Genomic DNA, 23,328 nt, shown 5'->3' on the forward strand with positions numbered 1-23,328 from the left:
CCCTGTTCTTATTACACAGGGAGATATCGCATGCTGACGATCATACTGATGGTGGCCCTGCTGGGCCTGCTTGCACTGTTTGCGCCCGGCCCCGCGCGCCGCGCCCTGCTCGCTCCGCGCCTGCTGGCCTTGTTCAAGCGCATTCTGCCAACGATGTCCGACACGGAACGCGACGCGCTCGAGGCGGGCACCACGTGGTGGGATGCCGACCTGTTTTCCGGCCGGCCCGACTGGACAAAGCTGCATGCCTATGGCCGCGCCAAGCTCACGACCGAGGAGCGCCATTTTCTTGAGCACGACGTCGAGCGCTTGTGCGAACTGGTCAATGACTGGGAAACGCAGCAGCAACTCGACTTGCCACCGCAAGCGTGGGCCTACATGAAAAGCCAGGGCTTCCTCGGCATGATCATCCCGAAACAATACGGCGGCAAGCAGTTCTCCGCCTACATGCATTCGCAAGTGGTCATGAAATTGTCGAGCCGCTGCTCGGCGCTGGCGGTGAGCGTGATGGTGCCCAATTCGCTGGGGCCGGCCGAACTGCTGCTGCACTACGGCACCGACGCCCAGAAAGATTACTATCTGCCGCGCCTGGCCGCCGGCACCGAGCTTCCCTGCTTTGCCCTCACCAGCCCGTATGCGGGTTCCGACGCGGCCGCCATTCCCGACCTGGGCGTGGCGTGCATGGGCATGCATGAGGGGCGCACCACCCTGGGTTTCCGCCTCACCTGGAACAAGCGCTACATCACCCTGGCGCCCGTGGCGACCTTGCTGGGCCTGGCATTCCAGACCAGCGATCCTGAACATTTGCTGTCCGAGAATGAAACTCCGGGCATCACCTGCGCCCTGATCCCCGCCAGCCACGACGGCGTGGTAATCGGCCGGCGCCATCACCCGCTCAATGCCGCGTTCCAGAACGGCCCCACCTCCGGCAACGATGTCTTCATCCCTATCGACTGGGTCATCGGCGGCCAGGCGCAAGTGGGCAAAGGCTGGCGCATGCTGATGGAATGCCTGGCGGCGGGGCGCGCAATATCTCTGCCCTCGTCCAGCGTGGGCATGGGCAAGATGGCCGTGCGCGGCACCGGCGCGTATGCGGCCGTGCGGCGCCAGTTCAACATGCCAATCGGCAAATTTGAGGGGGTACAGGAAGCGCTGGCCCGCATGGGCGCCAACCTGTACCTGATGGATGCGGCCCGCACCCTGGCTGCGCACGCCGTCGACCTGGGCGAAAAGCCGGCCGTCATTTCCGCCATCGTCAAATACCACGTCACGGAACGGGGACGCGCGCTCGTCAATGACGGCATGGATATTCTCGGCGGCAAGGGCATCTGCGTGGGCCCCAACAATTTCCTGGCCAGCGCCTACCAGCAAATCCCCATCGCCATCACGGTCGAAGGCGCCAACATCCTTACGCGCAGCCTGATCATCTTCGGCCAGGGCGCCATTCGCGCGCACCCATATGTACTCAGGGAAATGGCCGCCGTCAGCGAAAGCGATGGCCGCAAAGCCGTGCGGGATTTCGACGCGGCCTTCTTTGGCCACGTGGGCTTTGTATTGGGCAACCTGGCCAGGGGATGTTGGTACGGGCTGGGCGGCGCGCGCCTGGCGGCCGTACCCGACGCCTGCGCGCCCGCACTGGCGCCCTACTACCGCGCCCTGACGCGCATGTCGACGGCGTTTGCCGTCATGACGGATATGTCGATGTTCGTGCTCGGTGGCGAGCTCAAGCGCCGCGAGCGGCTGTCCGCCCGTCTCGGCGACGTGCTGGCGCAGCTGTATCTGGCTTCGTCGGTGCTGAAACGCTACGAAGACGACGGCCGCCCCGAAGCCGACTTGCCCTACGTGCACTGGTCGCTGCAAGATGCGCTGCTCAAGGCGCAGCAAGGCTTGACGGGCGTACTCGACAATTTCCCCGCGCGCGTGCTGGCCGTGCTGCTGCGCACGGTTCTGTTCCCCTTCGGCCTGCCCCACCGTCCGCCGTCCGACGAACTGGGCAGCGCAGTGGCGCTGGCCCTGCAAACGCCGGGCGCCGACCGCGAACGCCTGCTGGCCGACGGCCATGTGGCCAGCGACAGCGGCGATCCCGTGGCTTGCGCCGAGCGGGCACTGGTCTTGCTGCCGGAAGTGCTGTCCATGGAAAAGCGCCTGAAAGACACGCCCGAAGGCGCGGCCCTGCGGCACCTGCCGCAAAGCCTGTCCGCCATGCAGCAGTGGCTGGCCGCGGCCAAGGCCGCAGGCACCGTCAATTGCCAGGAGCACAATACCTTGCTGGAATATGCGCGCCTGGTCGACGGCTTGATACAGGTCGACGATTTTACGCCCGCCGCAGCGCATGAAACGCTGGGTTCCTATCCCCGCGATGATGCAGGCGTGGTTGACGCCAGCGGCAAGCCCGGCACGAGCGCTACCAAGGCCGCGCACACGACGATGACGGAGAGCCAGATGGCGCCAGATGTCAATCCCTTGACCCAAGGCAAGGCGTCGCCGCGCCTGCACGCATAGAATGGCCCGCTTTGCCCCCTCCATGCGCCACGCTCCCGAATTACTCCTGCCTGCCGGCTCGCTGGCCAAGATGCATGCCGCCTTTGACTACGGCGCGGACGCCGTCTATGCGGGCCAGCCGCGCTACAGTTTGCGCGTGCGCAATAACGATTTTTCAACCTTGCAAGCCTTGCAGGAGGGAATTGATGGCGCGCATGCGCGCGGCAAGCAATTCTTTGTTGCCAGCAATATCTTCGCCCACAATGCCAAGCTGAAGACGTACTTGCGCGACATGGAGCCGGTGATCGCCATGCGTCCCGATGCCCTGATCATGGCAGACCCGGGCCTGATCATGATGGTGCGCGACAAGTGGCCGGACATCCCCGTGCACCTGTCGGTGCAGGCGAATGCCGTCAACTGGGCCGATGTAAAATTCTGGCATCGCCTGGGCTTGACGCGCGTGATTTTGTCGCGCGAACTGTCGCTCGACGAGATCGAGGAAATCCGCCAGCGCTGCCCGGAGATGGAACTGGAAGTGTTCGTCCACGGCGCCCTGTGCATCGCCTATTCGGGCCGCTGCCTGCTGTCCGGCTATTTCAATCACCGCGACCCGAATCAGGGCACCTGCACGAATTCCTGCCGCTGGGATTACAAGGTGAAAAATGCGTCCGAAGACGCCAGCGGCGACCTGGGAGGCATGCAGGTGGTGCCCCTGGAATTTCACCAGGCGCTGGCCGAGGCCGACAACAACGCCTTTTCCGCCTTGCACCAGCAGCCGCGCCACCCGCTGGCGGACCAGCCCTATTTCATTGAAGAAGCCCAGCGCCCGGGACAGCTGATGCCGATCCTCGAAGACGAGCACGGCACCTACATCATGAACTCGAAGGACTTGCGCGCCGTCGAGCACATCGAGCGCCTGGTGAAAATCGGCGTCGACTCGCTAAAGGTCGAGGGCCGTACCAAGTCGCTGTACTACGCGGCGCGCACGGCGCAAGTCTATCGCCAGGCCATCGATGACGCCGTGGCAGGCCGCCCTTTCGATATTGGCCTGCTGGGCCAGCTGCAAGGCCTGGCCAACCGTGGCTACACGGACGGTTTCTATCAACGCCATCATACCCAGACGCATCAGAACTACATGCGCGGCGCGTCCGAAGCGGACCGCAGCCAGTACGTGGGCGACGTGCTGGGCGTAACGGACGGCTGGGCCAGGGTGGAAGTGAAAAACCGCTTCGCCGTGGGCGACCGCATCGAGGCCCTGCATCCGGGCGGCAACCGCGACTTCATCATTACCCGCATGCTCAGCGATGATGGTAACGAGATCCAGGTGGCGCCCGGCAGTGGCCACTTCGTGCGCATCGAACTCGACGGAGCCCTCGACAAGGCCTTGCTGGCGCGCTATTTGTAACCGCCAGTCTGGCGGTGGCATCGGCAAACCGGTCCACAAGTGTTTGATTTGACAAGTAAAAATCTGCGCATCACCGCCTAAATAATTTGTTTAGGCTTCAACATTGCTATACGATACGGCCACCCCGCGCCCGGGGGCCTTATCGGCATCCCGTGCGTCCCTGACACGTTCACCGGAATCCCCGATGCCACCTGCCACTACCGCCCTGATCACCAATGATGCCGTCGTCCTAGGCCTGCTTGCCATGACCCTGGGGGCCGTCTTCTGGACTGCCTCCCGCACTGACGGCTTCTGGAAAAAGTTTTACACGTATATTCCTTCCTTGCTGATATGCTACCTGATCCCGGCACTGCTCAACACCTTCGGCATCATCGACGGCAATGCATCCGGCCTGTACGCCGTGGCGCGCGACTACCTGCTGCCCAGCGCGCTGGTGCTGCTGTGCGTGGCCATCGATTTCGGCGGCATCATCCGCCTCGGCCCCAAGGCCATCATCATGTTTTTGACCGGAACGCTGGGCGTGATGCTGGGCGCCCTCGTCTCGTTCGAAGCCTTGCGTCTGATCCACCCGGAAACGGTGGCGGGCGACACCTGGCGCGGCATGACGACTGTCGCCGGTTCGTGGATAGGCGGCGGCGCCAACCAGGCGGCCATGAAGGAAGTGTTTGAAGTCGATGCCACGCTGTTCGGCCAGTTCGTCGCCGTCGACGTGCTGGTGGCCAACGTCTGGACGGCCGTGCTGCTGTTCCTGGCCGGCCGCGCGGGCGCCTTCGACCGCTGGACGGGTGCCGATTTGACGGCCATCAATGCGCTCAAGGACAGCATCGAAAGCTACCGCGCCCAGCACGCGCGCATTGCCACCTTGACCGACATCATGATCATCCTCGGCGTGGGCCTGGGCGTGACGGGCCTGTCGCACTTCCTGGCCGGCCCCATCATCAGCTGGATCGCCACCCTGCCGGCCGAGTGGCGCTTGCAGGATTACAGCCTGACGTCGAACTTCTTCTGGATCGTCGTGCTCGCCACCACCTTCGGCTTGCTGCTCAGCTTTACCCGCGCGCGCAGCCTGGAAGGCGCGGGCGCCTCGACCATCGGCTCGGCCATGCTGTACGTGCTGGTGGCTACCATCGGCATGCACATGGACTTGAAAGCCCTGTTCGACAAGCCTTTCCTGTTCCTGCTGGGCCTGATCTGGATCGCCGTGCATGGCGGCCTGATGCTGCTCGTCGCCAAGCTGATCCGCGCGCCCCTGTTCTTCATGGCCGTGGGATCGCAAGCGAACATCGGCGGCGCCGCCTCGGCCCCCGTCATCGCCAGCGCCTTCCACCCGTCCCTGGCCCCCGTGGGCGTGCTGCTGGCTGTGCTCGGCTACGCGCTGGGCACCTACGGCGCCTACATCACGGGTTTGATTCTGCGCAGCATGGCGGGGTGAGACCGATCCTTGCTTGACCAGTCAAGCCCGCAACGACAACGCCAACCTTCGGGTTGGCGTTGTCGTTTACCACTAGCATCGGCCACCGCGCCTAAAAAATCACCACCATGTAGCAGAAACCCCTCAAAACCAAATTTCCGCACCATTTTCGTGCGAAATCTGCGATGATAGTTGCCCAAATAACCGATTACCTCCATGGAATTCTGATGAAATACGCATCTGCTCACGAGTATGTCCAGCATGTCGCCGCACGCAATCCAGGTCAACCCGAGTTTCTGCAAGCCGTCACCGAAGTCATGGAGAGCTTGTGGCCGTTCCTGGAGCAGCACCCGAAATACGCGGAACAAGGCTTGCTGGAACGCTTGATCGAGCCCGAGCGCGTGGTCATGTTCCGCGTGTCGTGGGTCGATGACCATGGGCAAGTGCAAGTCAATCGCGGCTATCGCATCCAGCACAGCATGGCCATCGGGCCGTACAAGGGCGGCATCCGCTTCCATCCTTCCGTCACCCTGTCCGTGCTGAAATTCCTCGCTTTCGAACAGACGTTCAAGAATGCGCTGACCACGTTACCGATGGGCGGCGGCAAGGGCGGCGCCGATTTCGATCCGAAGGGCAAGAGCCCGGGCGAAGTGATGCGCTTTTGCCAGGCCTTCGTCAGCGAACTGTTCCGCCATGTGGGCTCGGACACGGATGTGCCGGCCGGCGACATCGGCGTGGGCGGGCGTGAAGTGGGCTACATGGCCGGCATGATGAAAAAACTCAGCAACCGTGCCGACTGCGTGTTTACGGGCAAGGGCGCCAGCTTTGGCGGCTCGCTGATGCGGCCGGAAGCGACGGGCTACGGCACCGTGTATTTTGCCGAAGAAATGCTGAAAACGCGGGGCCGCTCGTTCGAAGGCATGCGCGTGTCCGTGTCCGGCTCGGGCAACGTGGCGCAATACGCGGTGGAGAAAGCCATGGCCATGGGCGCGAAAGTCATCACCGTCTCCGATTCGAGCGGCACCGTCATTGATGAAGACGGTTTCACGCCGGAAAAGCTGGCCATCCTGATGGAAATCAAGAATCATCTGTACGGCAGGGTCAGCGACTACGCCGAACGCACGGGGGTGCGCTTCGAAGCGGGCGTGTCGCCATGGCATGTGCCGGTCGACATCGCCCTGCCCTGCGCCACGCAAAATGAATTGAACATCGACGATGCGCGCACCTTGATCGCCAATGGCGTGCAATGCGTGGCCGAAGGCGCCAACATGCCCACCACCATCGAGGCGGCCAAGGCGTTCGAGGCGGCCGGCGTGCTGTATGCGCCGGGCAAGGCCAGCAATGCGGGCGGCGTGGCCACGTCGGGCCTGGAAATGAGCCAGAACGCGGCCCGCATTTCCTGGCCGCGCGAAGAAGTCGATGCGCGTTTGCTGCAGATCATGCAAGGCATCCATGCGGCGTGCAAGCAATACGGCACGCGCGCCGATGGCACCGTCAGCTACGTGGATGGCGCCAACATCGCCGGCTTCGTGAAAGTCGCCGACGCGATGCTGGCGCAAGGGGTGATTTAACGCGCCCGGGGTCAGACCCGACGGGTCAGACCCGACGGGTCAGACCCCGGCAGTGTTCGCTTACAACATTTCAGGTTTCATCAGGCTCTTGCGGCTGATGGTCCGGCCCGACACCATGAACTCGCCGTTGCCACGGTAGTGCAGGGTTTCGGGCAGCTTGGGCGAGGTGGCCACGTGGGCCTTCACGCACTCAAAAATGAAGAAGCCGCCCTTCGGATTGCCCGCCACCTGGGCCAGCTTGCATTCGAAGTTGGCGTAGCACTCGGCGATCAGGGGCGCGCCCACCTGCTCGGCCGGCTGGGCCGTCAGGCCGAAGGCCGTGAACTTGTCCGTGTCTGCGCCGCTGCAATTGCCGATGGCGACCACCTGGTCGACCATGTCGGCCGTGGGCAGGTTGATCACGCACTCCATGCTGCGCTTGATCATTTCATAGCTGTGATTCGCGTCGGAAATGAAGCAGCCCAGCAAGGATGGCGACAATTCCATCAGCATGTGCCAGGCCATCGTCATGACGTCGCTTTCACCATTCCACGTTGAACTGACCAGCACCACCGGCCCCGGTTCGAGGAAACGACGGATATCGGCGACGGGATAATCTTCTTTGTGGTAATTTTTCATCTGGTCTCCTGGACGCGGTACGCCATAGCATAGCCCAACGGCGCCTGGCCGGGCGCGCGGCTGGCCGATGGCGGCAGCGTGTCATCCGCGCCGCGATTTGTGCAGTTCGTCGCAAATTTCTCCCCAATGGAGATGTTGCACAATAGAATACACTGATCAACTACTCAAGGAAACCGCCATGCGCCCTCTGTTCCTGTTGTCCGTCCTGTCCCTGGCTTGCCTCTCCACCCTCGCGCATGCCGACGAGCAAACCCGCACGGTCGGCGCCTTCAACGCCATCGATATCCGCGGCCCCATCAGCATCGAAGTCGAATCGGGCAAAGAGCAAAGCCTGCTGCTGCGCGGCGACCAAAAATTCCTCAGCGGCGTGATCACGGAGGTGGTCGATGGCGAGCTGAAAATTTCCATGAAGGACAAGGATATCAAGAAAACGGAGGGCGACCCGCGGGTCATCATCACCATGCCCACCTTGCGCAAGCTGATCGCGGAAGGCGCGGGCGAGAAGATCTTGACCAAGCTCCATGGTCCAAGAGTCGACATCAGCTACAAGGGCGCGGGCCGCCTGGCCGCCGATGGCCAGGTCGACTGGCTGCGCCTGAAGGCGCAAGGCGTGGGCGAAGTCGATACGAAAGCCTTGCTGGCGAAAAACGTCGACGTCAATTTCGACGGCATCGGTTCAGTCAAGGTGTATTCCTCGGGAGAACTGAACGCCGTGGTGCGCGGCATGGGCGAACTGACGTATTACGGCAAGCCGAAGATCGTGCACAAGTCGGTCGCCGGCATCGGCAGCGTCAATGCCGCCAAATAAGATTTCCTAGAACAACAAGGCCGTCAGGCCACTGGAGACCGCATGAGCGCAACACCCGAGACCCAAGCTACCGACGCACCGCTGGTGCTGCGCCAGGACGAGGGTGGCCTCGTCACCCTGCGCCTGAACCGTCCGCTGCAATTCAATGCCCTGTCGGTAGCCATGCTGACGGCGCTGCAAGCGGCGTTCGATGCCATCGCGCAGCAGCCGCACGTGCGCTGCGTGGTGCTGGCCGCCGAAGGCAAGGCCTTTTGCGCGGGCCACGATTTGCGCCAGATGCAAGCCACGCGCCAGCTTGATTCTTATCAAACCCTGTTCGCGCAATGCTCGCGCGTGATGCAAGCCATTCAGGCCTTGCCCGTGCCCGTGATTGCCCGCGTGCATGGCATCGCCACGGCGGCTGGCTGCCAGCTGGTGGCCAGCTGCGACCTGGCCGTGGCGGGCGCGTCCGCCCGCTTTGCCGTGTCCGGCATCAACGTGGGTCTATTCTGCGCCACGCCATCGGTCGCCCTGTCGCGCAATGTGTCGCCCAAGCGAGCCTTCGACATGCTGGTGACGGGCCGCTTCATCGATGCCGACACGGCCGCCGACTGGGGCCTGATCAACGAAACGGTGGCCGACGCGGCGCTCGACGAGGCCGTGGCGCGCCTGGCGCAGCAAATCATGGCGAAAAGCCCGACAGCTATCCGCTATGGCAAGCAGATGTTCTACCGGCAGCGCCAGCTACCGCTGGACGAGGCCTACGCCTATGCCGGCGACGTGATGGCGCGTAACATGATGGAAGAGGATGCGGACGAAGGCGTCACCGCCTTTTTAGAGAAGCGGCCGCCCAGCTGGGCGCGGCCTTGAGTACCTGACCGAACCTACTGCGCGTCGGTATAGGCAGCCTGCGATGCTCACCGTACTTTAGTACGGTTGCGCTTCTCGGCTACCTCTCCCTTCCGCTCGCTACGGTTCTGTCAGGTACTCTTGGACTCCATAGTCTTAACGACTGTCCTTCATCTGCTGCTGCACGGAAAGACTCAAGGTACCGAGGTCTTCCTTGCCCAGCAGCGGCAAGTGCGCCAGCAGCTGCATCAGGGTCGAGCTGCCCGTCACATCGAGCTCGGACGACTGCACCAGCACCGTGCCGGCGCCCGTGAAGTCGATCTGCTTTTCCTCGCCAGATAAACTGAAACCCGTGAGCGCGCCGGCGGCCGAAGCCCAGCCCTGCACGTGGGCGTAATCGTAGTGATACGAAGGGCTGGGGCAATCGGCCCAGCCCAGCACGGCCTGTTCGTCCACGCGGCACGGCAACTCGAGGAAATGCACGGGGCCGTTCGACGAAGCGATCACTTTGCCCGTGCCGATCATGGTCAGATAACCGGGCAAGGTCGATTCCTGGCAAATCACGTCCTTGGTAAAACCCAGCAGGTTTTTCGCGCGGATGGTCATGTTGGCGTTGTCCAGATCGTAGCACGCCAGGTCGTTGCCGTTGTCGCCCAAAATCAATTGGCCTTGCCCTTGCGCCACGACAAAGTGGTGGATGTATTTGGGCGCATTGAAGGCGTTGCGCACGATCAGGTCGAGCACGCTGCTGCCCATGGCTTCGAAGCGCAGCTCGCCATAGAAGGCGATCATCTTGCCCTTGCGAACGAAGATCTGTTCCTTGACGTCGATGACATACGAAAAACGGTTCAGGTTATCGTTCTTCGGCAAGGTATCGGGAGTGTAAATCGTCATGGCTTACCTTTCGCTCGCTTGGATGTAGACCGTGCCCTGGCCCGTGAACTTCACCTGGTACGATTCGCCGGACGCCTGGCCGACGAAGGTTTTCCAGTTCAGGTCCGTGACGATGGTCGAGCTCAGCTGCCCCGTGTGGCCGATATACGCTTGCGGATCGACAAACACGGGCACGTCCGGCGTGACGGGCAAGCCGATGGCATTGCCATCCGACAAAATCGCCACGTCGCCCGTGCCTTGCAAGGTGGTGGTAAACAAGCCCTGGCCCGAGGCCATGCCGCGCACCACGCCCTGCACGCCGCCTTGGTTGCCGAGGAACATAGTGCCGGCCGTCAGGCGCGCATCGAAGGCCAGCAGGGAATCGCTTTCCACATAGAACGTTTCGCCGCGCACGGGGACGATGCTGACGAACAGGCCGCCCTGCGCATAAAACACGCTGCCCGTGCCACGCGCCGACATCATGGCATAACCCTCATTCGTGACGGCACGCATGGCCAGACTTTGCACGCCCTGGCCCGCCAGGAAGGAGCGGCTGAACGCCACGTCGCCCTGGTACGACACCATGGCGCCCTTGCGCGCGAACACTTCTTCATTGCCGAGTTTAACCTCAAGCATCTTTTCATTGATTTGCTGATAGACAGGCATCGCGGGTCCTCGCTAACTTAACGTTCGGCCGGCTGGATGAATACCACGCCCTGGCCTGTGAATTTGTGCTGGTACGATTCGCCCGAGCTCTGGCCGATCATCGTGCGCCAGTTGACGTCGAAAACGAATTCCTGGCGGATGTCGCCCTTGAAGCCGACGAAGGCGTCCGGGTCCACGCGCAGCGGGTGCGCCGGCGTCACTTCCAGCATGATCAGATTGCCGCGCGAAATGACGGCCAGGTTGCCATGGCCCTCGACGGTGGTGGAAAACAGGCCCTGGCCCGAGCTGGCGCCGCGCAAGCCGGCAAAGCTGGTGCCCGTCTTCAGGCTGGTGTCATAGGCCAGCAGGCTGCTGCTTTCGATGGTCAGCTTTTCGCCGGCCAGCGCCATGACGGTGATCTCGGCCGCATTCTGCGCAAAAAACACCGTGCCGCTGCCTGAAGCTTGCATCACCTGCATGCCTTCGTTCGTCACCTTGCGCTTGAGCGCGCCGAAGATGCCCTCGCCGCCCAGCAGGGATTTTTCAAATTTGATGCTGCCCGTATAGGCGACCATGGCGCCGGCAATCGCCAGCACTTTTTCATCCTGCAGGCGCACTTCCAGCAGGCGGTCGGTATTGGTGCGGAAACTGGTCACGCGCGACTCCCCAAGAATGCCAGGGCACAAAGCCATGGCTATCCGACAAGATACCGGGGGCGTTACCGCCACGCAAGTGCTATTCCTCCCGAACGGGGGTGTGGGCGCATAAAAAAAGGCGTGCCCGGAGGCACGCCTTGCGTTCACGCAAAGAACGCCTTATTCAGCCAGCACCGGCCTGGCGCCGCGCGCGTTCTGCAACAGCGGCACGGGATCATTGGTATTGACCTCGACCACCGTGACGCCCTGCAGCACGCCGGCCACCTGGTAGCCGACGGCGCCCAGGTGGCGCTTGCCTTCGGCCAGATTGGACCAGCTCAGCGAAACCGACGCGGTGCCGCCCGTGTAGGCCGTGCCCGGCATCAGCGCCTTGAAGCCGCCATTCGACAAGCCCGGCGCCAGCACCCACGACGACAAGGTGTAATCGGCCTGGCCGTTTTGCGGCGCGAAACCGATCACGCACACCTTGTAGGTGCCAGCGGCGGGCAGGCGCAGTTCCACTTGCTCATTGGAACTTTCATTGCCGCTGCTGCCGACCAGCACATTGGCGGCGTTGTAGACCTCCATGTCCAGGTCGGTATTCGCCCCGCCCGTCGTTTCCGCATCGTAGGTGGCAAAGCGCGCCGCCAGGGTACCGGCCGGTATCACCACGTTGTGCACGTTCACGCCCGTCGCGCCGCCGGCCTTGCAGGCAGCCGATGCGGCAGCGCCCGTCGCTGCCTGGCCGATCGTGCGCGCTTCACGCACGGCTTCGACGAGACCCGACTTGACGCCCACCAGCGCGCCCGTGAAGCCCGTGCCCAGGGTCAGCACCTTGCTTCCCGTGGCCGCTTCGCTCTTCACCAGCGGGATGGCGGCCAGCGAGGTGCCGCGCGCCGTCAGCGGGCTGCGCACCGTGTGCGTGCCATCCGTCCAGCTCAAGGCGCCGTAAGTCCAGGTATTGGCCGGCGCCGTGGTGCGCGTCAGCTTGATCTGGTACTGGGCCTTGGCGCCCGGCGCCAGGTTCAGGGTCGTTGGCGTCACCGCCACCGTATAGCCGGGCAGGCTGGCCGAGACGTTGTAGACGGCGCTGCTGGCGCCCACATTGGTCACCGTGCGCGTCAATACCTGCGTGCCCAGCACATTGGCCGCCGTCAGCGACGCCAGGTTCAGGTTGTAGGCAGCGATGCTGCCGATGGCCTGGCAGGTGGCGGCGCTGTAGACCTTCAGGTTCAGGCCGCACAGGAAGCGCGCATAGTCGATTTCCGACATGTCGTACACGAGGCCAGGATCGGCCGCGCTATTCGGCGCGATGTGGCCGGCGCCCTGGCCCCACGGCAGCTGGCCCGAGTTCTTCGCCGTGGCATCCCACGACACGGAACCATTCAAGCCATCCGAATAGGTGCTGAAGGCCGTCGTCATCAGCGCCGACTTGATGGCCGCAGGCGACCAGCCCGGATGCTGCTGCTTGAGCAGCGCCGCCACGCCGGCCACGTGCGGGCTGGCCATCGAGGTGCCGGAATAGAAATCCCACTCGACCGACGGCGCCACGCCACCGGCCGCCACGGCATCGCGCTGCGCCTGCGTCAGGTCGGCCGTCACGCCGGCAAGCACGTTGGTGCCGGGCGCCGACAGGTCGGGTTTCAGGATGTTCGCGTTGGCCACGTTCGGTCCGCGCGAGGAACGGTCGCTGACGATCGGCGCCTGCACCGTGGTGTCGGGGATCGTATGCACTTCACCCAGCGCCGCCGTGCCATCGGGCGTCGCCGCCATGAAAGCCTTCAGCGCGTCGCCCTGCGCCTGCGCCAGGTGCACGGTCGACAGCGCGTGCGCCTGGTTGATGACGGTGTTGGCGCCGCCGGCCACGTTGGCGATGATCACGCCAGCCGCGCCCGCCGTCCTGGCGTTCGCGCTCTTGTTGACCAGCACGTTACCGCCACGGTCGCACACGAGTACCTTGCCCGCCACTTTCGCCGGGTCCAGATAGGCCGAGGTGGCATCGGCCACGCCGAAGCAGCGCAGCAAATTCAGATCCGTCGGCAGCACGCCGGCCAGGCCCGCGTCGCGCGACTGGATCAGCGGCAGCGCCGGCGTATTCGCATTGCTCGACGCGCCCTCCAGCTTGGCACCATTGCTGAGAGTGACGTTGGCCGCGTACAGGCGGTTGTGGGTGGAGTTGGCGACTGTCGCCAGCCACGGGCTGATGTGTGACACGGGCGCCGGCACATCCGGCGCGGGCGTGGCCGGGCCGGAGTTGCCGCCGGACGTGGCGACAAACACGCCCGCTGCCGCCGCGCCGAGGAAGGCCACTTCCGTCGGTTCGTCGAAAGCGCCGCCGCCCGCGTTCGGGCCGATGGAGAAGTTGATGACATTCACGCCGTCCTTGACCGCCTGGTCGATGGCGGCCACGCTGTCGGCTGTGGCGCAGCCGTTGCGCCCCGTCGAGGCGGCTGTCCAGCAGACTTTATAGGCGGCGATGCGGGCGCGCGGCGCCATGCCCGACGCCTTGCCCAGCGACACGCCGTTCGAGGTGGCGATGGCGCCATTGTTGCCGCCAGCCGTGGAGGCCGTATGCGTGCCATGGCCGCCGTGTCCCGTCAGGCCGGCAACGGAATCGCGCGGCGACAAAAATTCCGTCCAGTGCAGCGCCGAGGTGGCGGCGCGGTAGTAGCGCGCGCCGATCAGCTTATTGTTGCAATTCTCGGCGGAAAATCCCTCGCCCGTCTGGCACGTACCCTGCCAGCTGGCCGGCGGCGCGCCGTACACGACGTTGTTGCCGCTGTGGCTGGGCACGCCGTTCTCGTCGAGGCGGTCGGCAAAGGCCGTGTTCTCGGGCCAAATGCCGCTGTCGACGATGCCGATGATGATGTCTTCGCCCGCGTGCGCCTTGCCGCCCAGCTGTTCCCAGATGCCGCCCGGCTTGTCCAGGCCCAGGAAGCTGGGCGTGTAGCTGGTGTCAAGCTGCAGGATGGAGTCGGCGCTGATGCTGGCCACGCCGCTGTTCTTCTTCAGGGCCCGCACTTCATCGTCCGTCAGCAAGGCGGAAAAACCGTTGAAGACGACGCTGTACTGGTGCGTGATTTCAGCCGCGCTGACGGTGCCGGCCACGGCGGCCTGTTTGCTGTCGAGGTAGCTCAGATAGGCCTGCACGTCGGCGGCGCCCACATCGATGCGCGCGCCCGGGGCCGGCCTGGTGGCGGCCAGGCCCTTGACCTGGCCGGTGTAGGTGGCGGCCGGCTTGTCGACCAGTTGCACGATGTAGGAGCGGCGTTCCTGCGCCTGCGCCGCTTGCGCCAGGCTGGCGGCCAGCAGGAGGATACCGAGTGAAACGGGACGTAATTTCATCTCACGCTCCTTGCACGGTGGTAGCGGCGAACTTGCCGCTGCGGCGGCGCGACAGCATGCCGATGGCGCCCAGGCCGGCCAGCATCAGCATGTAGGTCGACGGTTCCGGCACGGCGCTGATATTGATATTGTCGAGCGCAAACTGGCCCTGGTTAAAGGCGGGGAAATCGAGGGAATTGCTGCAGGCGCCCGTGTCGTTGAAGATGCACGCATTGAAGGTCAGGCCCGTGAAGACATGGTTGCTGAAGCCGCCCAGCAGGGAAGCGCTCTGGAAAAAGTAATTGCCATCGCTGCCCTGGCCGGGAAACGCCAGCGAGGTGCTGACCACTTGGCCGTCGCTGAGGGTGCCGCGCAGTTGCAGCTGCCCCCAATTCTGGTTCGGCAAGCCGGTCACGGGCGCGATGAAGGAATAGTCGAAACCGGCCAGGATGAATGCCTGGTTGTCGGCACGGGAAAAGTTCACGCCGCCATCGTTGAGGATGGCCAGGTAATTGCCGGTGGCGCCCTGCGGGCAGGCGGCGATATCGCACGACGAGCCCGCGCGGCCATCGAGGATGGCGCCGACGCCGCTGACGCCGCCGCCGGCCGCCGTGGTCGGGTCAGCCAGGAACAGCAGGTTGTAGCTCGACGTATTGAGCGTCTGGCCGCTTTCATAGATATCGGGACGCAGCGAGTCGAAGCTCAGCACGTCGGCCATGGCCGGCGCCGAAGCCAGCACGGACAAGGTGGCCAGCGCGGCAAGGACGGTGGAGCGACCGCGGGTAGCGGGCGGATTGGCGGTGGCGGGCGATACCCGCGCATGTGATAAACGATTCATTCTATTCCCTTGATTGTTGTGGATAGATAGGTCGGCAGGTCTGACGCCCGCTTTCAGCTTTTTCACAAAAGTGTCAACAAATATAGCAAATTGCATAAAATAAATATCATATTTTTAATATCATTTATTTATTTTTTATCTAACTCTGCGAAACTTTGTTTTGTTTTATCTATGAAAGCTTGAGGAATCTCAACGTTACATTTTAACAACAATTCATGGCGACCCAGGCGTGCGCGCCAGCGTGCCGACGCGACTTCAGATAAGCTCGATATCCGCGCTTGCTGCACCGTCACATCGCGGTACACCTGTTCCATCCTGGAACACTGCCTGGTCTGCCGGCTCTCCACGAGACGCGCCCCTTGCGCCCCCAGTGCCGATGGCATGAAGCTTGCACAACAAGGACATCGACCGCGCTCAGGGAGCAGCATCATGCAACACGACCAACTGGCCGGCAGCGGCCGCACCGGCACGCGCCAGGCCCATCGCAGCATCATGTGCTGCGCGCTGGCGCTGGCTTTTTTCCTGCTGGCCACCAGGCTGGACCTGGCCGAACGGCTGACGCACGCCCTCTGGCGCCAGGAGCACTGGCAACTCGATGAACTGGTCCTGAGCCTGCTGCTGCTGGTATTGGCGCTGGCCGGCTTTGCCGTGCGGCGCGGACGCCAGGTGGCCCTCCTGCTGGTGCAAAACCGCGCCCTCACGCAGCGCCTGCTGCGCGCGCAGGAAGAGGAACGCTGCGCGCTGGCGCGCGAACTGCACGATGAAGTGGGACAAGACTGCACGGCCATCCGCGCTGCCGCCAGCTACATCCTGCGCGCAAATGCCGGCGACCAGGCAAATGTGCAAGCGTGCGCCGCCAGCATCGCCCGCTCTGCAGAAGCGCTGCATGCGATGGTGCGCAGCATGCTGCGCCGGCTGCGCCCGCCCGTGCTCGACAGCCTGGGCCTGGAAGCAGCCCTGCAGGCGCTGTGCGACAGCTGGGCGCAGCAGCACGGCATCGCTTGCCGTTTCGCCCCGCACGCCATTCCCGCCGGCCTCGACGACAGCACCGCCACAGCCATCTACCGCCTGGTGCAGGAGGGCTTGACGAACGTGGCACGCCACGCCGGCGCCGACCATGCCACGGTGGAATTGCGCGCCGATGCGCACGGCTTGCTGCACCTGTCCATCGAAGACAATGGCCAGGGTTTGCGCCAGGACAGGCAGCAGGATCCCGGTTTCGGCATGCTGGGGATGCGTGAAAGAGTGGCCGGCCTGCGCGGCCATATCCGCTGGATCAGCGCGCTGGGCAACGGCTTGCGCATCGAAGTGGCCATGCCATTGACGGCCAGCGCCGCATGAACATGCGCCCGATCCGCGTGATGCTGGTGGACGACCATCCGGTGGTGCGCACGGGCTACCGGCGCCTGCTGGAACAGGGCGGCGACATCGCCGTCGTGGCCGAAGCAGGCAATGGCGAAACGGCGTATGGCTTGTACCTGGAGCAGGCGCCCGACGTCTGCGTGACGGATTTGTCCATGCCCGGCATCGGCGGCCTGGAATTGCTGCGCAAGCTGCTCGCCCGCGACGCCGCTGCGCGCGTGCTGGTCTTCAGCATGCACGACACGCCGCAGCTGATCGCGCGCGCGTTTGACGGCGGCGCCTGCGGCTTCGTCAGCAAGCAGGCCGACCCGGAACACCTGGTCGACGCCGTGCGCGCCGCCCACGCGGGCCGGCGCTACCTGGATCCGCACAGCGCGCCCAGCGTGCTGCAGGGCACGGCCAGCTTGGAAGCGCAGCGCTTAAGCAGCCTGAGCCAGCGCGAATTCGAAATCTTCCGCTTGCTGGCCGAAGGCCGCAGCGCCGCCGACTGCGCCCGCCTGCTGCACGTGAGCAGCAAGACGGTGGCCAACCACCAGACCTGCATCAAGGAAAAGCTCGACGTGCCCGGCCCCGCCGCTTTGGTCCACCTGGCCTTACGTAACGGGGTCATCGAACACGTCCACCCTTAAAACGCGTAGCGCATACCCACATTCACGCTGCGCGGTGCGCCGGCCGCATAGAAGGTCGCGTTGACCATCGGATAGTCGCCGCCCACGGCCGGCAGCGGCCGGGCGGCGAAATTGCCGTTGGCGTCGAAAGCCGTGGCGCCCAGCTGGGCCGCCGTCGCATATTTCCGGTCGAACAAGTTATTCACCTGGGCAAATATGCTCAGGCTTGGCGTCAGCTGGTACTTGCCATTCAGCTCGACCACGGCGTAGCCGGCGCTCTTGCCAGAACCCAGGTACGATGGCCCGCCTGCCTGGTGCTGGTTATTTTCATTGCCGCGCGCATAGGCGCTCGACACGGCCACCATGGCCAGGCCCACCGTCCAGTCGCGTCCACCCTGATAATCCACGTGCGCCTTGAAAATGTGGCTCGGTGTCAGGGGAATGCGCTTGCCCGGCGTAATGACGATATTGCCTTCCAGGCCAGGCGCGTCGGCATCGCTGCTGCTGTTGGCGCTGCCGTTGACCACTTCGCGGCTTTGATACGTCGCCTGCAGCCACGTGTAGTTGACGCCGAAATCCAGCGCGCCCGTCTTGCCATCGGCCGCCAGTTCCACGCCCTGATGGCGCGTCTTGCCGAAATTTTTGAAGTAGCCAAAACCGGCCTGGTTGTCGGCCACGAACAGGATATCGTCGTGGTTTTCCGCGCGGAACACGCCCGCGCTCCAGCGGGCCACCTTGGCGAGCTTGCCGCGCACGCCCGCTTCCCACGTCTTCGTCACCACCTGTTTTAATGGCGGGTCGCCGGCCATGGCGTTGGGCAGGCGGCACGGGTTTTCCGGGTCGGCGCAACCGAGTTCGATGGCCGTCGGCGTGCGGCTGCCTTCGTTGTAGCCGAGGTAGGCGCCGATGCCGGCCGCTGGCGCATACGCCAGGCCGATGGCGGGATTGAAACGACTGAAACGGTGGTCGCCATCGAGCGAGCCGCTGCCACCGCCGGGCGTGATGGCGTCGCGGTTGCGCACCGTGCTGCGGTTGTAGCGGCCCGAGACGGTCACCGTCAATGCTTGATTGAGCGCAATGCTGTCGCTCGCATACACGCTCCAGGTGCGCATGCGCCCGCTCAAGTCGACCCGGTTGTCCACCGGCGTGCCATCGTCATCGATCTGCGTGCCGTCGGCAAAGAAGTCGACGGGCGTGATGCTGCGGTCCGGGTTCAGGTAGCCGAACTGGCTGGTCTGGCGAAAGGTGGCGTGGCTCGTGTCGTAGGCGGCGCCGGCCGTGACGGCATGGCGCGCTCCCGCCAGATCGGCCAGCACGGTGAACTGGCCCGAGAAACCATAGTTTTCCTGCTGCGTATGGCTGCGATTGATCATGCCATTACATTTTTCAGCCGGCTCATCGTTCAACAGCACGTTGCCGAGGCAGCGCCACTTCGGAAACGGCGTATTGCCTGCATTCGCCCCGCTGGCGGGAAAGCCCGTGTAGCCGGCCGCCGCCAGCGCCGCCCGTTCGGCCGCGCCGGGCTGGTAGACGGACTGGTCGAGCGACTCGTCGTTCAGGTCGCCGTTAAACGTGTGCGTGTCGATCTTGCGGTAGTACACATTGCCGGACAACAACAAGGCCTCGCTGGCCTGGTGCTTGCCCGTCAGGTTCAGCAGAGTCGACTTGTTTTCCGTCAAATCCGGCTTGGTGTAGACGCTGCGGTAATCGCGCGCCAGCAGGCGCTGCTCCTGCAAGCCATTGCCCGTCAGCGCATTGTCCGCGTGGGCCACGGTGACGCCGATATCGGTGCGCGCATCGCTCCAGCCCAGCTTGCCGAAGACCTGGCGCACGTCCGACGGCGAATCGTCGCGCCACCCATCTTCCTTGAAACGGTTGCCCGTCACATACCAGTGCCAGCCCTGCGCGTTGCTGCCGCCATGCTCGACTTCGACGCCGCGCCGTTTATCCGAACCCAGGCGCACCTCGATGGCGGTGCCGGGACTGCTGCGCCCATCCTTGGTCTGCAGGGCCAGCGCGCCGCCCAGCGTGTTCAAGCCGAACAGGGGGTTCGAGCCGGGCATCAGGGTCAGCGATTCGATCGCCATGCGCGGGATCAAGTCCCAGCTGACGACATCGCCAAACGGCTGGTTCAGGCGCATGCCGTCGAGGTACACGGACAGGCCTTGCGGCGTGCCCAGCAGCGGTGACGCCGTATAGCCGCGATAGCTGACGTCGGGCTGGAACGGATTGTTCTGCACCTCATTCACGTAGACGCTGCCCAGATTGCGGCGCATGAAGGCGGAAATATCGAGCGCGCCGCTGCGCGCGATCTGCTGCGCGCTGGCCGTCTGCACGGGCGAGGCCAGCGCATCGCGCGGCTGCTCCACGCTGGGTAGCGGCATGCTGCCCGTGATGATGACGGTGGGCAAGTCGCCCGCTGCGGCCAGGTTCGCGGACAGGCTGGCGACAGCCGGCTCGGCGGCCTGCGCCTGGCACAGCGCCATGGCAGCTGCGGCGAATAAAGTCAGTTTCATGCGTATCCCCGTTTTTATAGTGGTTTTTATTGCGTCCAGTATCGGACAGCCACCAGGGATGAACTAGGGAAAAATTCCCGCCGTGCAGGGAAGGGGTAACAAAGTCAGCGCTGCAGCGGCAAGTAGCTCTGTTTGAGCTGGCGCAAGACAAAGCTCGATTTGCTGTGGCGGATGCCGGGAATTTTATACAGGCGCTCGCGCAACAGGCGTTCATAGTCGCGCGTGTCGCTGACCGCAATGCGCAGGTAGTAATCGTAGTCGCCGGAGACGAGAAACGCTTCCAGCACTTCCGGGATCATGGCCAGCGCGTGGCCGAATTCGAACAGTGCCTGATCGGAATGGTCGTCCAGCGTCACTTGCACGATGACGGTGTCGGCCAGCCCCACCTTGGCCGCGTTGACGTTCACCGTATAGCCTTCGATGACGCCATCGTCTTCCATGCGCTTGATGCGCGCCCAGCATGGCGACGAGGTCAGACCCACCCTGGCGCTCAGCTCGTGCAGGCTGATGCGGGCATCCTGCTGCAGGGCCGTCAGGATGGCGAGGTCGAATTTGTCGAGCTTCATTCTGTCATATCCTTATTTCACAGCAAATTTTACTGAACATATCATTTTATACGAGAAAAACAGCAGCCTTTTCTGCCGGGGCAAGCAGAAAATAGACCCATGAAACCCGATCCCGCTCCCCTCCTCGCTCCCGCCCACGATCTTGCGCCGCGCAACGGCGCCAGCACCCTGATCGATACCCTGCTCGCCTTGGGCGTCGACACCGTCTTCGGCTATCCGGGCGGCGCCGTGCTGCCGCTGTACGACGCGCTGCACGCCCAGCCCCGCTTGCGCCATGTGCTGGTGCGCCACGAACAGGCAGCCGTGCACGCGGCAGAAGGGTATGCGCGCAGCACGGGCCGGCCCGGCGTCGTCTTCGTCACGTCCGGCCCCGGCATGAGCAATACCACCACGGGCTTGCTCGACTCCCTGTGCGATTCGATTCCCGTCATCTGCATCAGCGGCCAGGTGGCCACCACCAGCATCGGCACCAACGCCTTTCAGGAATGCGACGCGCTGGGCATTTCGCGCCCCGTCACCAAGTGGAACCGGCAAATCCGCACGGCCGACGAGACGGCGGCCGTGGTGCAGGAAGCGTACGCGCAGGCCACGCAAGGCCGGCCCGGTCCCGTGCTGATCGACTTTCCCAAGGATATGCAGCTGGCGCAGGTCGCGGTAAACACGCCGCTGCCGCCCGCTACCGCCACCGCAGCGGCCATGCCCGATAGCGCCGACCTCGAACATGCCGCCAGCCTGATCGCCTCCGCGCGCCAGCCCGTGTTCTATGGCGGCGGAGGCCTCATCAATTCCGGTCTGGATGCCTGCGCTGCGTTCCAACAACTGGTGAAGCTGGCGGCCGCGCCCTGCACCTTGACCCTGCTGGGCCTGGGCGCCTTTCCCGCCTCGCACCCTGCCTTCCTCGGCATGTTGGGCATGCACGGCACGCTGGAAGCGAATCTGGCCATGCACCATGCCGATGTGATCGTCTGCGTCGGCGCCCGCTTCGACGACCGGGTCACGGGCCGTCTGGACGCCTTCTGCCCCGGCGCGAAAATCATCCACATCGATATCGACCCGGCCTCGATCGGCAAGGTGGTGCGCGCCGACGTGGCCCTGCGCGGCGACTGCGCACCCGTGCTGGCTGCATTGCTGGCGCAGCTGCGTGGACGCTTGCTGGCGGACCGCCAGCCGTGGTGGCAGCGCATCGATGGCTGGCGCGCGCAGGAGTCGCTGGCGTTCGACGACACGCCCGACGTCATCGCGCCGCAGGCGCTGATGCGCCAGTTGCAGGCGGCGCTGGACAGAATGGATAGCGTCGACGCCATCGTCTCCACCGACGTGGGCCAGCACCAGATGTGGGCGGCGCAGCACTTGCGCTTCGAGCAGCCGCGCCGCTGGCTGACCTCGGGCGGCGCCGGCACCATGGGTTATGGACTGCCGGCCGCCATCGGCGCGCAGATCGCCCATCCCGAAAAATGCGTGGTGTGCGTCAGCGGCGACGCCTCGATTTTGATGAATATCCAGGAACTGGCCACGGCCACGCAGCACCGCCTGCCCGTCAAAGTGGTATTGTCGAACAATGGCTATATGGGCATGGTGCGCCAATGGCAGGAACTGCACCACGGCGAGCGCTACAGCCACAGCTACACGGCAGCGCTGCCCGATTTCGTCGCCCTGGCGCGCGCGTTTGGCTGGCAGGCGCACAAGGTGAGCCGGCGCGAGGAACTCGATGCGGCATTAACTACCTGCCTGGCGTCCGAAGGTCCGTACTTCCTCGACGTGCGCGTGCATGGCGAGGAAAACTGCTTCCCCATGCTGGCGCCCGGCGCGGGGCAGCATGAGGTCACCTTATCCAAGGGAAAAGTGTACAGCGAGCGGTAGGTCGGATGACGGTCCTTCGGACCTCATCCGACCTACGTCCATATTCTATAGACCCAGTAACTTTCATCATCGCGGCTGGCACGCGCCAGTTCGGTGGGGCTCAAGCCCGTGATGGCGCGCACCTCGCGGCACAGGTGGGCCTGGTCAGCGTAACCGCCCTCGGCGGCGATATCGCTCCATGAGGCATTGCCTTGCAGCATGGCCTCGCGCGCGTCGAGAAACGACTGTTCCGCGCGGCGCATGCGGCGCAAGGTGCGCATGGGCTGGCCGGCCCAGGCCTTGATGCGGCGCTCGATATTGCGCACGCCGCTGGCCAGGCCCGTCGATGCCGCTTGCACGCCCAGGCGGCGCACCCAGTCCTGTATGGCGCCGGCCGGATGGTCGCCGCTTTTGCGCGCCATCGCCCAGCGCGGCGCCAGGAACGCTTCCACCAGCGCGATGCGCGCCGCGTCGTCGGGTGCGGCCAGCACGGCGTCGGACAGTGCCAGCCAGTCGGCGTCGAACAGGGGTTCGAGCGGGCGCACCTGGTCGAACAGGACTGCCATGTCGATGCCCGTCAGCGCATGCAGGGCGGCCGGATACAGCATCACCATGAACGAGTGCACGGGGCCGGGGTTGTAGCTGACCAGCGGATAGCCGCGCGGGCCGCTGAACAGGGCGGGCGGCATGCGCACATGCAGCAAGTCAGGGCCGGGCGCCGCCGCCTCGACCTCGCCCGCGACGGTCCACAGCAGGCAGCACATGGGCGTGGCAGGAAAACGGTTCAGGCGCTGCGCTGGCGGCAACGGCGCGCAGCCGGTGGTGTCGCGCACGAGGAAGGCGCGCACGCAGGAAGCGAGCGCGGTGCGCGGCGCGATCAGGCGGGTCAGGGGCGTAAGGGCGGCAGGCATGGCGACGATTGTACCGGCAATTTCTGGCTGCGCACGATGTCGTATTCGTTCAAGACGCGCGAACGCAAGCGCGCTACAGTCATGTCATC

The 23,328-nt window shown here is 64.3% G+C and carries 19 protein-coding genes; 9 read left to right on the plus strand and 10 right to left on the minus strand.

The window, feature by feature from the left end:
- Positions 1-30: 30 nt before the first annotated feature.
- From ACQ4WL_RS24615 to gdhA, 4 genes are all read left to right on the plus strand, one after another.
- Positions 31-2,502, plus strand: a complete 2,472-nt coding sequence (locus tag ACQ4WL_RS24615; protein ID WP_436512090.1) for an acyl-CoA dehydrogenase — start codon at positions 31-33, stop codon at positions 2,500-2,502.
- 22 nt (positions 2,503-2,524) lie between these two features.
- Entirely contained in the window at positions 2,525-3,886 is a 1,362-nt protein-coding gene (gene trhP, locus ACQ4WL_RS24620) for a prephenate-dependent tRNA uridine(34) hydroxylase TrhP (RefSeq protein ID WP_436512091.1), read from the plus strand.
- 184 nt (positions 3,887-4,070) lie between these two features.
- The gene (locus ACQ4WL_RS24625; protein WP_436512092.1) at positions 4,071-5,318 is read left to right on the plus strand and encodes a DUF819 family protein; all 1,248 of its coding nucleotides are present in this window, start codon (positions 4,071-4,073) and stop codon (positions 5,316-5,318) included.
- Between the two features lie 206 nt (positions 5,319-5,524).
- Complete coding sequence (gene gdhA / locus ACQ4WL_RS24630) at positions 5,525-6,868, plus strand: NADP-specific glutamate dehydrogenase (RefSeq protein WP_436512093.1); 1,344 nt, start codon at positions 5,525-5,527, stop codon at positions 6,866-6,868.
- Between the two features lie 60 nt (positions 6,869-6,928).
- On the opposite strand, the gene ACQ4WL_RS24635 is transcribed toward gdhA, so the two are convergent.
- Positions 6,929-7,486, minus strand: a complete 558-nt coding sequence (locus tag ACQ4WL_RS24635) for a flavin reductase family protein (protein WP_436512094.1) — start codon at positions 7,484-7,486, stop codon at positions 6,929-6,931.
- Between the two features lie 178 nt (positions 7,487-7,664).
- On the opposite strand from ACQ4WL_RS24635, the gene ACQ4WL_RS24640 reads away from it, so the two are divergent.
- Both ACQ4WL_RS24640 and ACQ4WL_RS24645 read left to right on the plus strand, forming a co-directional pair.
- Entirely contained in the window at positions 7,665-8,294 is a 630-nt protein-coding gene (locus ACQ4WL_RS24640) for a head GIN domain-containing protein (protein WP_436512095.1), read from the plus strand.
- A 42-nt stretch (positions 8,295-8,336) separates the two neighbouring features.
- On the plus strand, positions 8,337-9,143 hold the full coding sequence (locus ACQ4WL_RS24645) for an enoyl-CoA hydratase (protein WP_436512096.1): 807 nt from the start codon (positions 8,337-8,339) through the stop codon (positions 9,141-9,143).
- A 135-nt stretch (positions 9,144-9,278) separates the two neighbouring features.
- Here ACQ4WL_RS24645 and ACQ4WL_RS24650 read toward each other — a convergent pair whose 3' ends face one another.
- The 6 genes from ACQ4WL_RS24650 to ACQ4WL_RS24675 form a co-directional block, all read right to left on the minus strand.
- Positions 9,279-10,016 carry an AIM24 family protein gene (locus ACQ4WL_RS24650; protein WP_436512097.1) on the minus strand — a complete coding sequence of 246 codons (738 nt, stop codon included), beginning with the start codon at positions 10,014-10,016 and terminating at the stop codon, positions 9,279-9,281.
- Between the two features lie 3 nt (positions 10,017-10,019).
- Positions 10,020-10,631, minus strand: a complete 612-nt coding sequence (locus ACQ4WL_RS24655; RefSeq protein ID WP_436512098.1) for an AIM24 family protein — start codon at positions 10,629-10,631, stop codon at positions 10,020-10,022.
- Between the two features lie 47 nt (positions 10,632-10,678).
- Positions 10,679-11,332 (minus strand): AIM24 family protein, encoded by a 654-nt coding sequence (locus ACQ4WL_RS24660; protein ID WP_081344927.1) that lies wholly within the window; start codon positions 11,330-11,332, stop codon positions 10,679-10,681.
- A 123-nt stretch (positions 11,333-11,455) separates the two neighbouring features.
- Positions 11,456-14,620, minus strand: coding sequence for a S8 family serine peptidase (locus tag ACQ4WL_RS24665; protein WP_436512099.1), 3,165 nt, complete (start codon positions 14,618-14,620; stop codon positions 11,456-11,458).
- Position 14,621: 1 nt separating this feature from the next.
- The gene (locus tag ACQ4WL_RS24670) at positions 14,622-15,437 is read right to left on the minus strand and encodes an NF038120 family PEP-CTERM protein (RefSeq protein WP_436512100.1); all 816 of its coding nucleotides are present in this window, start codon (positions 15,435-15,437) and stop codon (positions 14,622-14,624) included.
- Between the two features lie 128 nt (positions 15,438-15,565).
- On the minus strand, positions 15,566-15,820 hold the full coding sequence (locus ACQ4WL_RS24675) for a hypothetical protein (RefSeq protein WP_436512101.1): 255 nt from the start codon (positions 15,818-15,820) through the stop codon (positions 15,566-15,568).
- Between the two features lie 46 nt (positions 15,821-15,866).
- On the opposite strand from ACQ4WL_RS24675, the gene ACQ4WL_RS24680 reads away from it, so the two are divergent.
- Positions 15,867-16,778 (plus strand): histidine kinase, encoded by a 912-nt coding sequence (locus ACQ4WL_RS24680; RefSeq protein WP_436512102.1) that lies wholly within the window; start codon positions 15,867-15,869, stop codon positions 16,776-16,778.
- Entirely contained in the window at positions 16,775-17,428 is a 654-nt protein-coding gene (locus ACQ4WL_RS24685; RefSeq protein WP_436512103.1) for a response regulator, read from the plus strand. Before ACQ4WL_RS24680 ends, ACQ4WL_RS24685 begins: the two co-directional genes overlap by 4 nt.
- Here ACQ4WL_RS24685 and ACQ4WL_RS24690 read toward each other — a convergent pair.
- Both ACQ4WL_RS24690 and ACQ4WL_RS24695 read right to left on the minus strand, forming a co-directional pair.
- Positions 17,425-19,923 (minus strand): TonB-dependent receptor, encoded by a 2,499-nt coding sequence (locus tag ACQ4WL_RS24690; RefSeq protein ID WP_436512104.1) that lies wholly within the window; start codon positions 19,921-19,923, stop codon positions 17,425-17,427. The genes ACQ4WL_RS24685 and ACQ4WL_RS24690 overlap by 4 nt on opposite strands.
- 104 nt (positions 19,924-20,027) lie before the next feature.
- Complete coding sequence (locus tag ACQ4WL_RS24695; protein WP_101483722.1) at positions 20,028-20,489, minus strand: Lrp/AsnC family transcriptional regulator; 462 nt, start codon at positions 20,487-20,489, stop codon at positions 20,028-20,030.
- A 99-nt stretch (positions 20,490-20,588) separates the two neighbouring features.
- Between ACQ4WL_RS24695 and ilvB the strand changes: the two genes are divergently transcribed.
- The gene (ilvB, locus tag ACQ4WL_RS24700; RefSeq protein ID WP_436512105.1) at positions 20,589-22,349 is read left to right on the plus strand and encodes a biosynthetic-type acetolactate synthase large subunit; all 1,761 of its coding nucleotides are present in this window, start codon (positions 20,589-20,591) and stop codon (positions 22,347-22,349) included.
- Positions 22,350-22,381: 32 nt separating this feature from the next.
- Here ilvB and ACQ4WL_RS24705 read toward each other — a convergent pair whose 3' ends face one another.
- Complete coding sequence (locus ACQ4WL_RS24705; RefSeq protein WP_436512106.1) at positions 22,382-23,239, minus strand: helix-turn-helix domain-containing protein; 858 nt, start codon at positions 23,237-23,239, stop codon at positions 22,382-22,384.
- Between the last annotated feature and the right edge of the window lie 89 nt (positions 23,240-23,328).

Source organism: Janthinobacterium kochi (genome assembly GCF_051380715.1).
Taxonomy (GTDB): Bacteria; Pseudomonadota; Gammaproteobacteria; order Burkholderiales; family Burkholderiaceae_D; genus Janthinobacterium.

Coding starts and splice junctions, on each gene's coding strand:
- ACQ4WL_RS24665 (WP_436512099.1), bottom strand. CDS start 14,620: ATGAAATTACGTCCCGTTTCACTCGGTATCCTCCTGCTGGCCGCCAGC.
- gdhA (WP_436512093.1), top strand. CDS start 5,525: ATGAAATACGCATCTGCTCACGAGTATGTCCAGCATGTCGCCGCACGC.
- ACQ4WL_RS24705 (WP_436512106.1), bottom strand. CDS start 23,239: ATGCCTGCCGCCCTTACGCCCCTGACCCGCCTGATCGCGCCGCGCACC.
- ACQ4WL_RS24670 (WP_436512100.1), bottom strand. CDS start 15,437: ATGAATCGTTTATCACATGCGCGGGTATCGCCCGCCACCGCCAATCCG.
- ACQ4WL_RS24660 (WP_081344927.1), bottom strand. CDS start 11,332: ATGGCTTTGTGCCCTGGCATTCTTGGGGAGTCGCGCGTGACCAGTTTC.
- ACQ4WL_RS24645 (WP_436512096.1), top strand. CDS start 8,337: ATGAGCGCAACACCCGAGACCCAAGCTACCGACGCACCGCTGGTGCTG.
- ACQ4WL_RS24650 (WP_436512097.1), bottom strand. CDS start 10,016: ATGACGATTTACACTCCCGATACCTTGCCGAAGAACGATAACCTGAAC.
- trhP (WP_436512091.1), top strand. CDS start 2,525: ATGCGCCACGCTCCCGAATTACTCCTGCCTGCCGGCTCGCTGGCCAAG.
- ACQ4WL_RS24655 (WP_436512098.1), bottom strand. CDS start 10,631: ATGCTTGAGGTTAAACTCGGCAATGAAGAAGTGTTCGCGCGCAAGGGC.
- ACQ4WL_RS24635 (WP_436512094.1), bottom strand. CDS start 7,486: ATGAAAAATTACCACAAAGAAGATTATCCCGTCGCCGATATCCGTCGT.
- ACQ4WL_RS24675 (WP_436512101.1), bottom strand. CDS start 15,820: ATGCCATCGGCACTGGGGGCGCAAGGGGCGCGTCTCGTGGAGAGCCGG.
- ACQ4WL_RS24625 (WP_436512092.1), top strand. CDS start 4,071: ATGCCACCTGCCACTACCGCCCTGATCACCAATGATGCCGTCGTCCTA.
- ilvB (WP_436512105.1), top strand. CDS start 20,589: ATGAAACCCGATCCCGCTCCCCTCCTCGCTCCCGCCCACGATCTTGCG.
- ACQ4WL_RS24615 (WP_436512090.1), top strand. CDS start 31: ATGCTGACGATCATACTGATGGTGGCCCTGCTGGGCCTGCTTGCACTG.
- ACQ4WL_RS24680 (WP_436512102.1), top strand. CDS start 15,867: ATGCAACACGACCAACTGGCCGGCAGCGGCCGCACCGGCACGCGCCAG.
- ACQ4WL_RS24685 (WP_436512103.1), top strand. CDS start 16,775: ATGAACATGCGCCCGATCCGCGTGATGCTGGTGGACGACCATCCGGTG.
- ACQ4WL_RS24690 (WP_436512104.1), bottom strand. CDS start 19,923: ATGAAACTGACTTTATTCGCCGCAGCTGCCATGGCGCTGTGCCAGGCG.
- ACQ4WL_RS24640 (WP_436512095.1), top strand. CDS start 7,665: ATGCGCCCTCTGTTCCTGTTGTCCGTCCTGTCCCTGGCTTGCCTCTCC.
- ACQ4WL_RS24695 (WP_101483722.1), bottom strand. CDS start 20,489: ATGAAGCTCGACAAATTCGACCTCGCCATCCTGACGGCCCTGCAGCAG.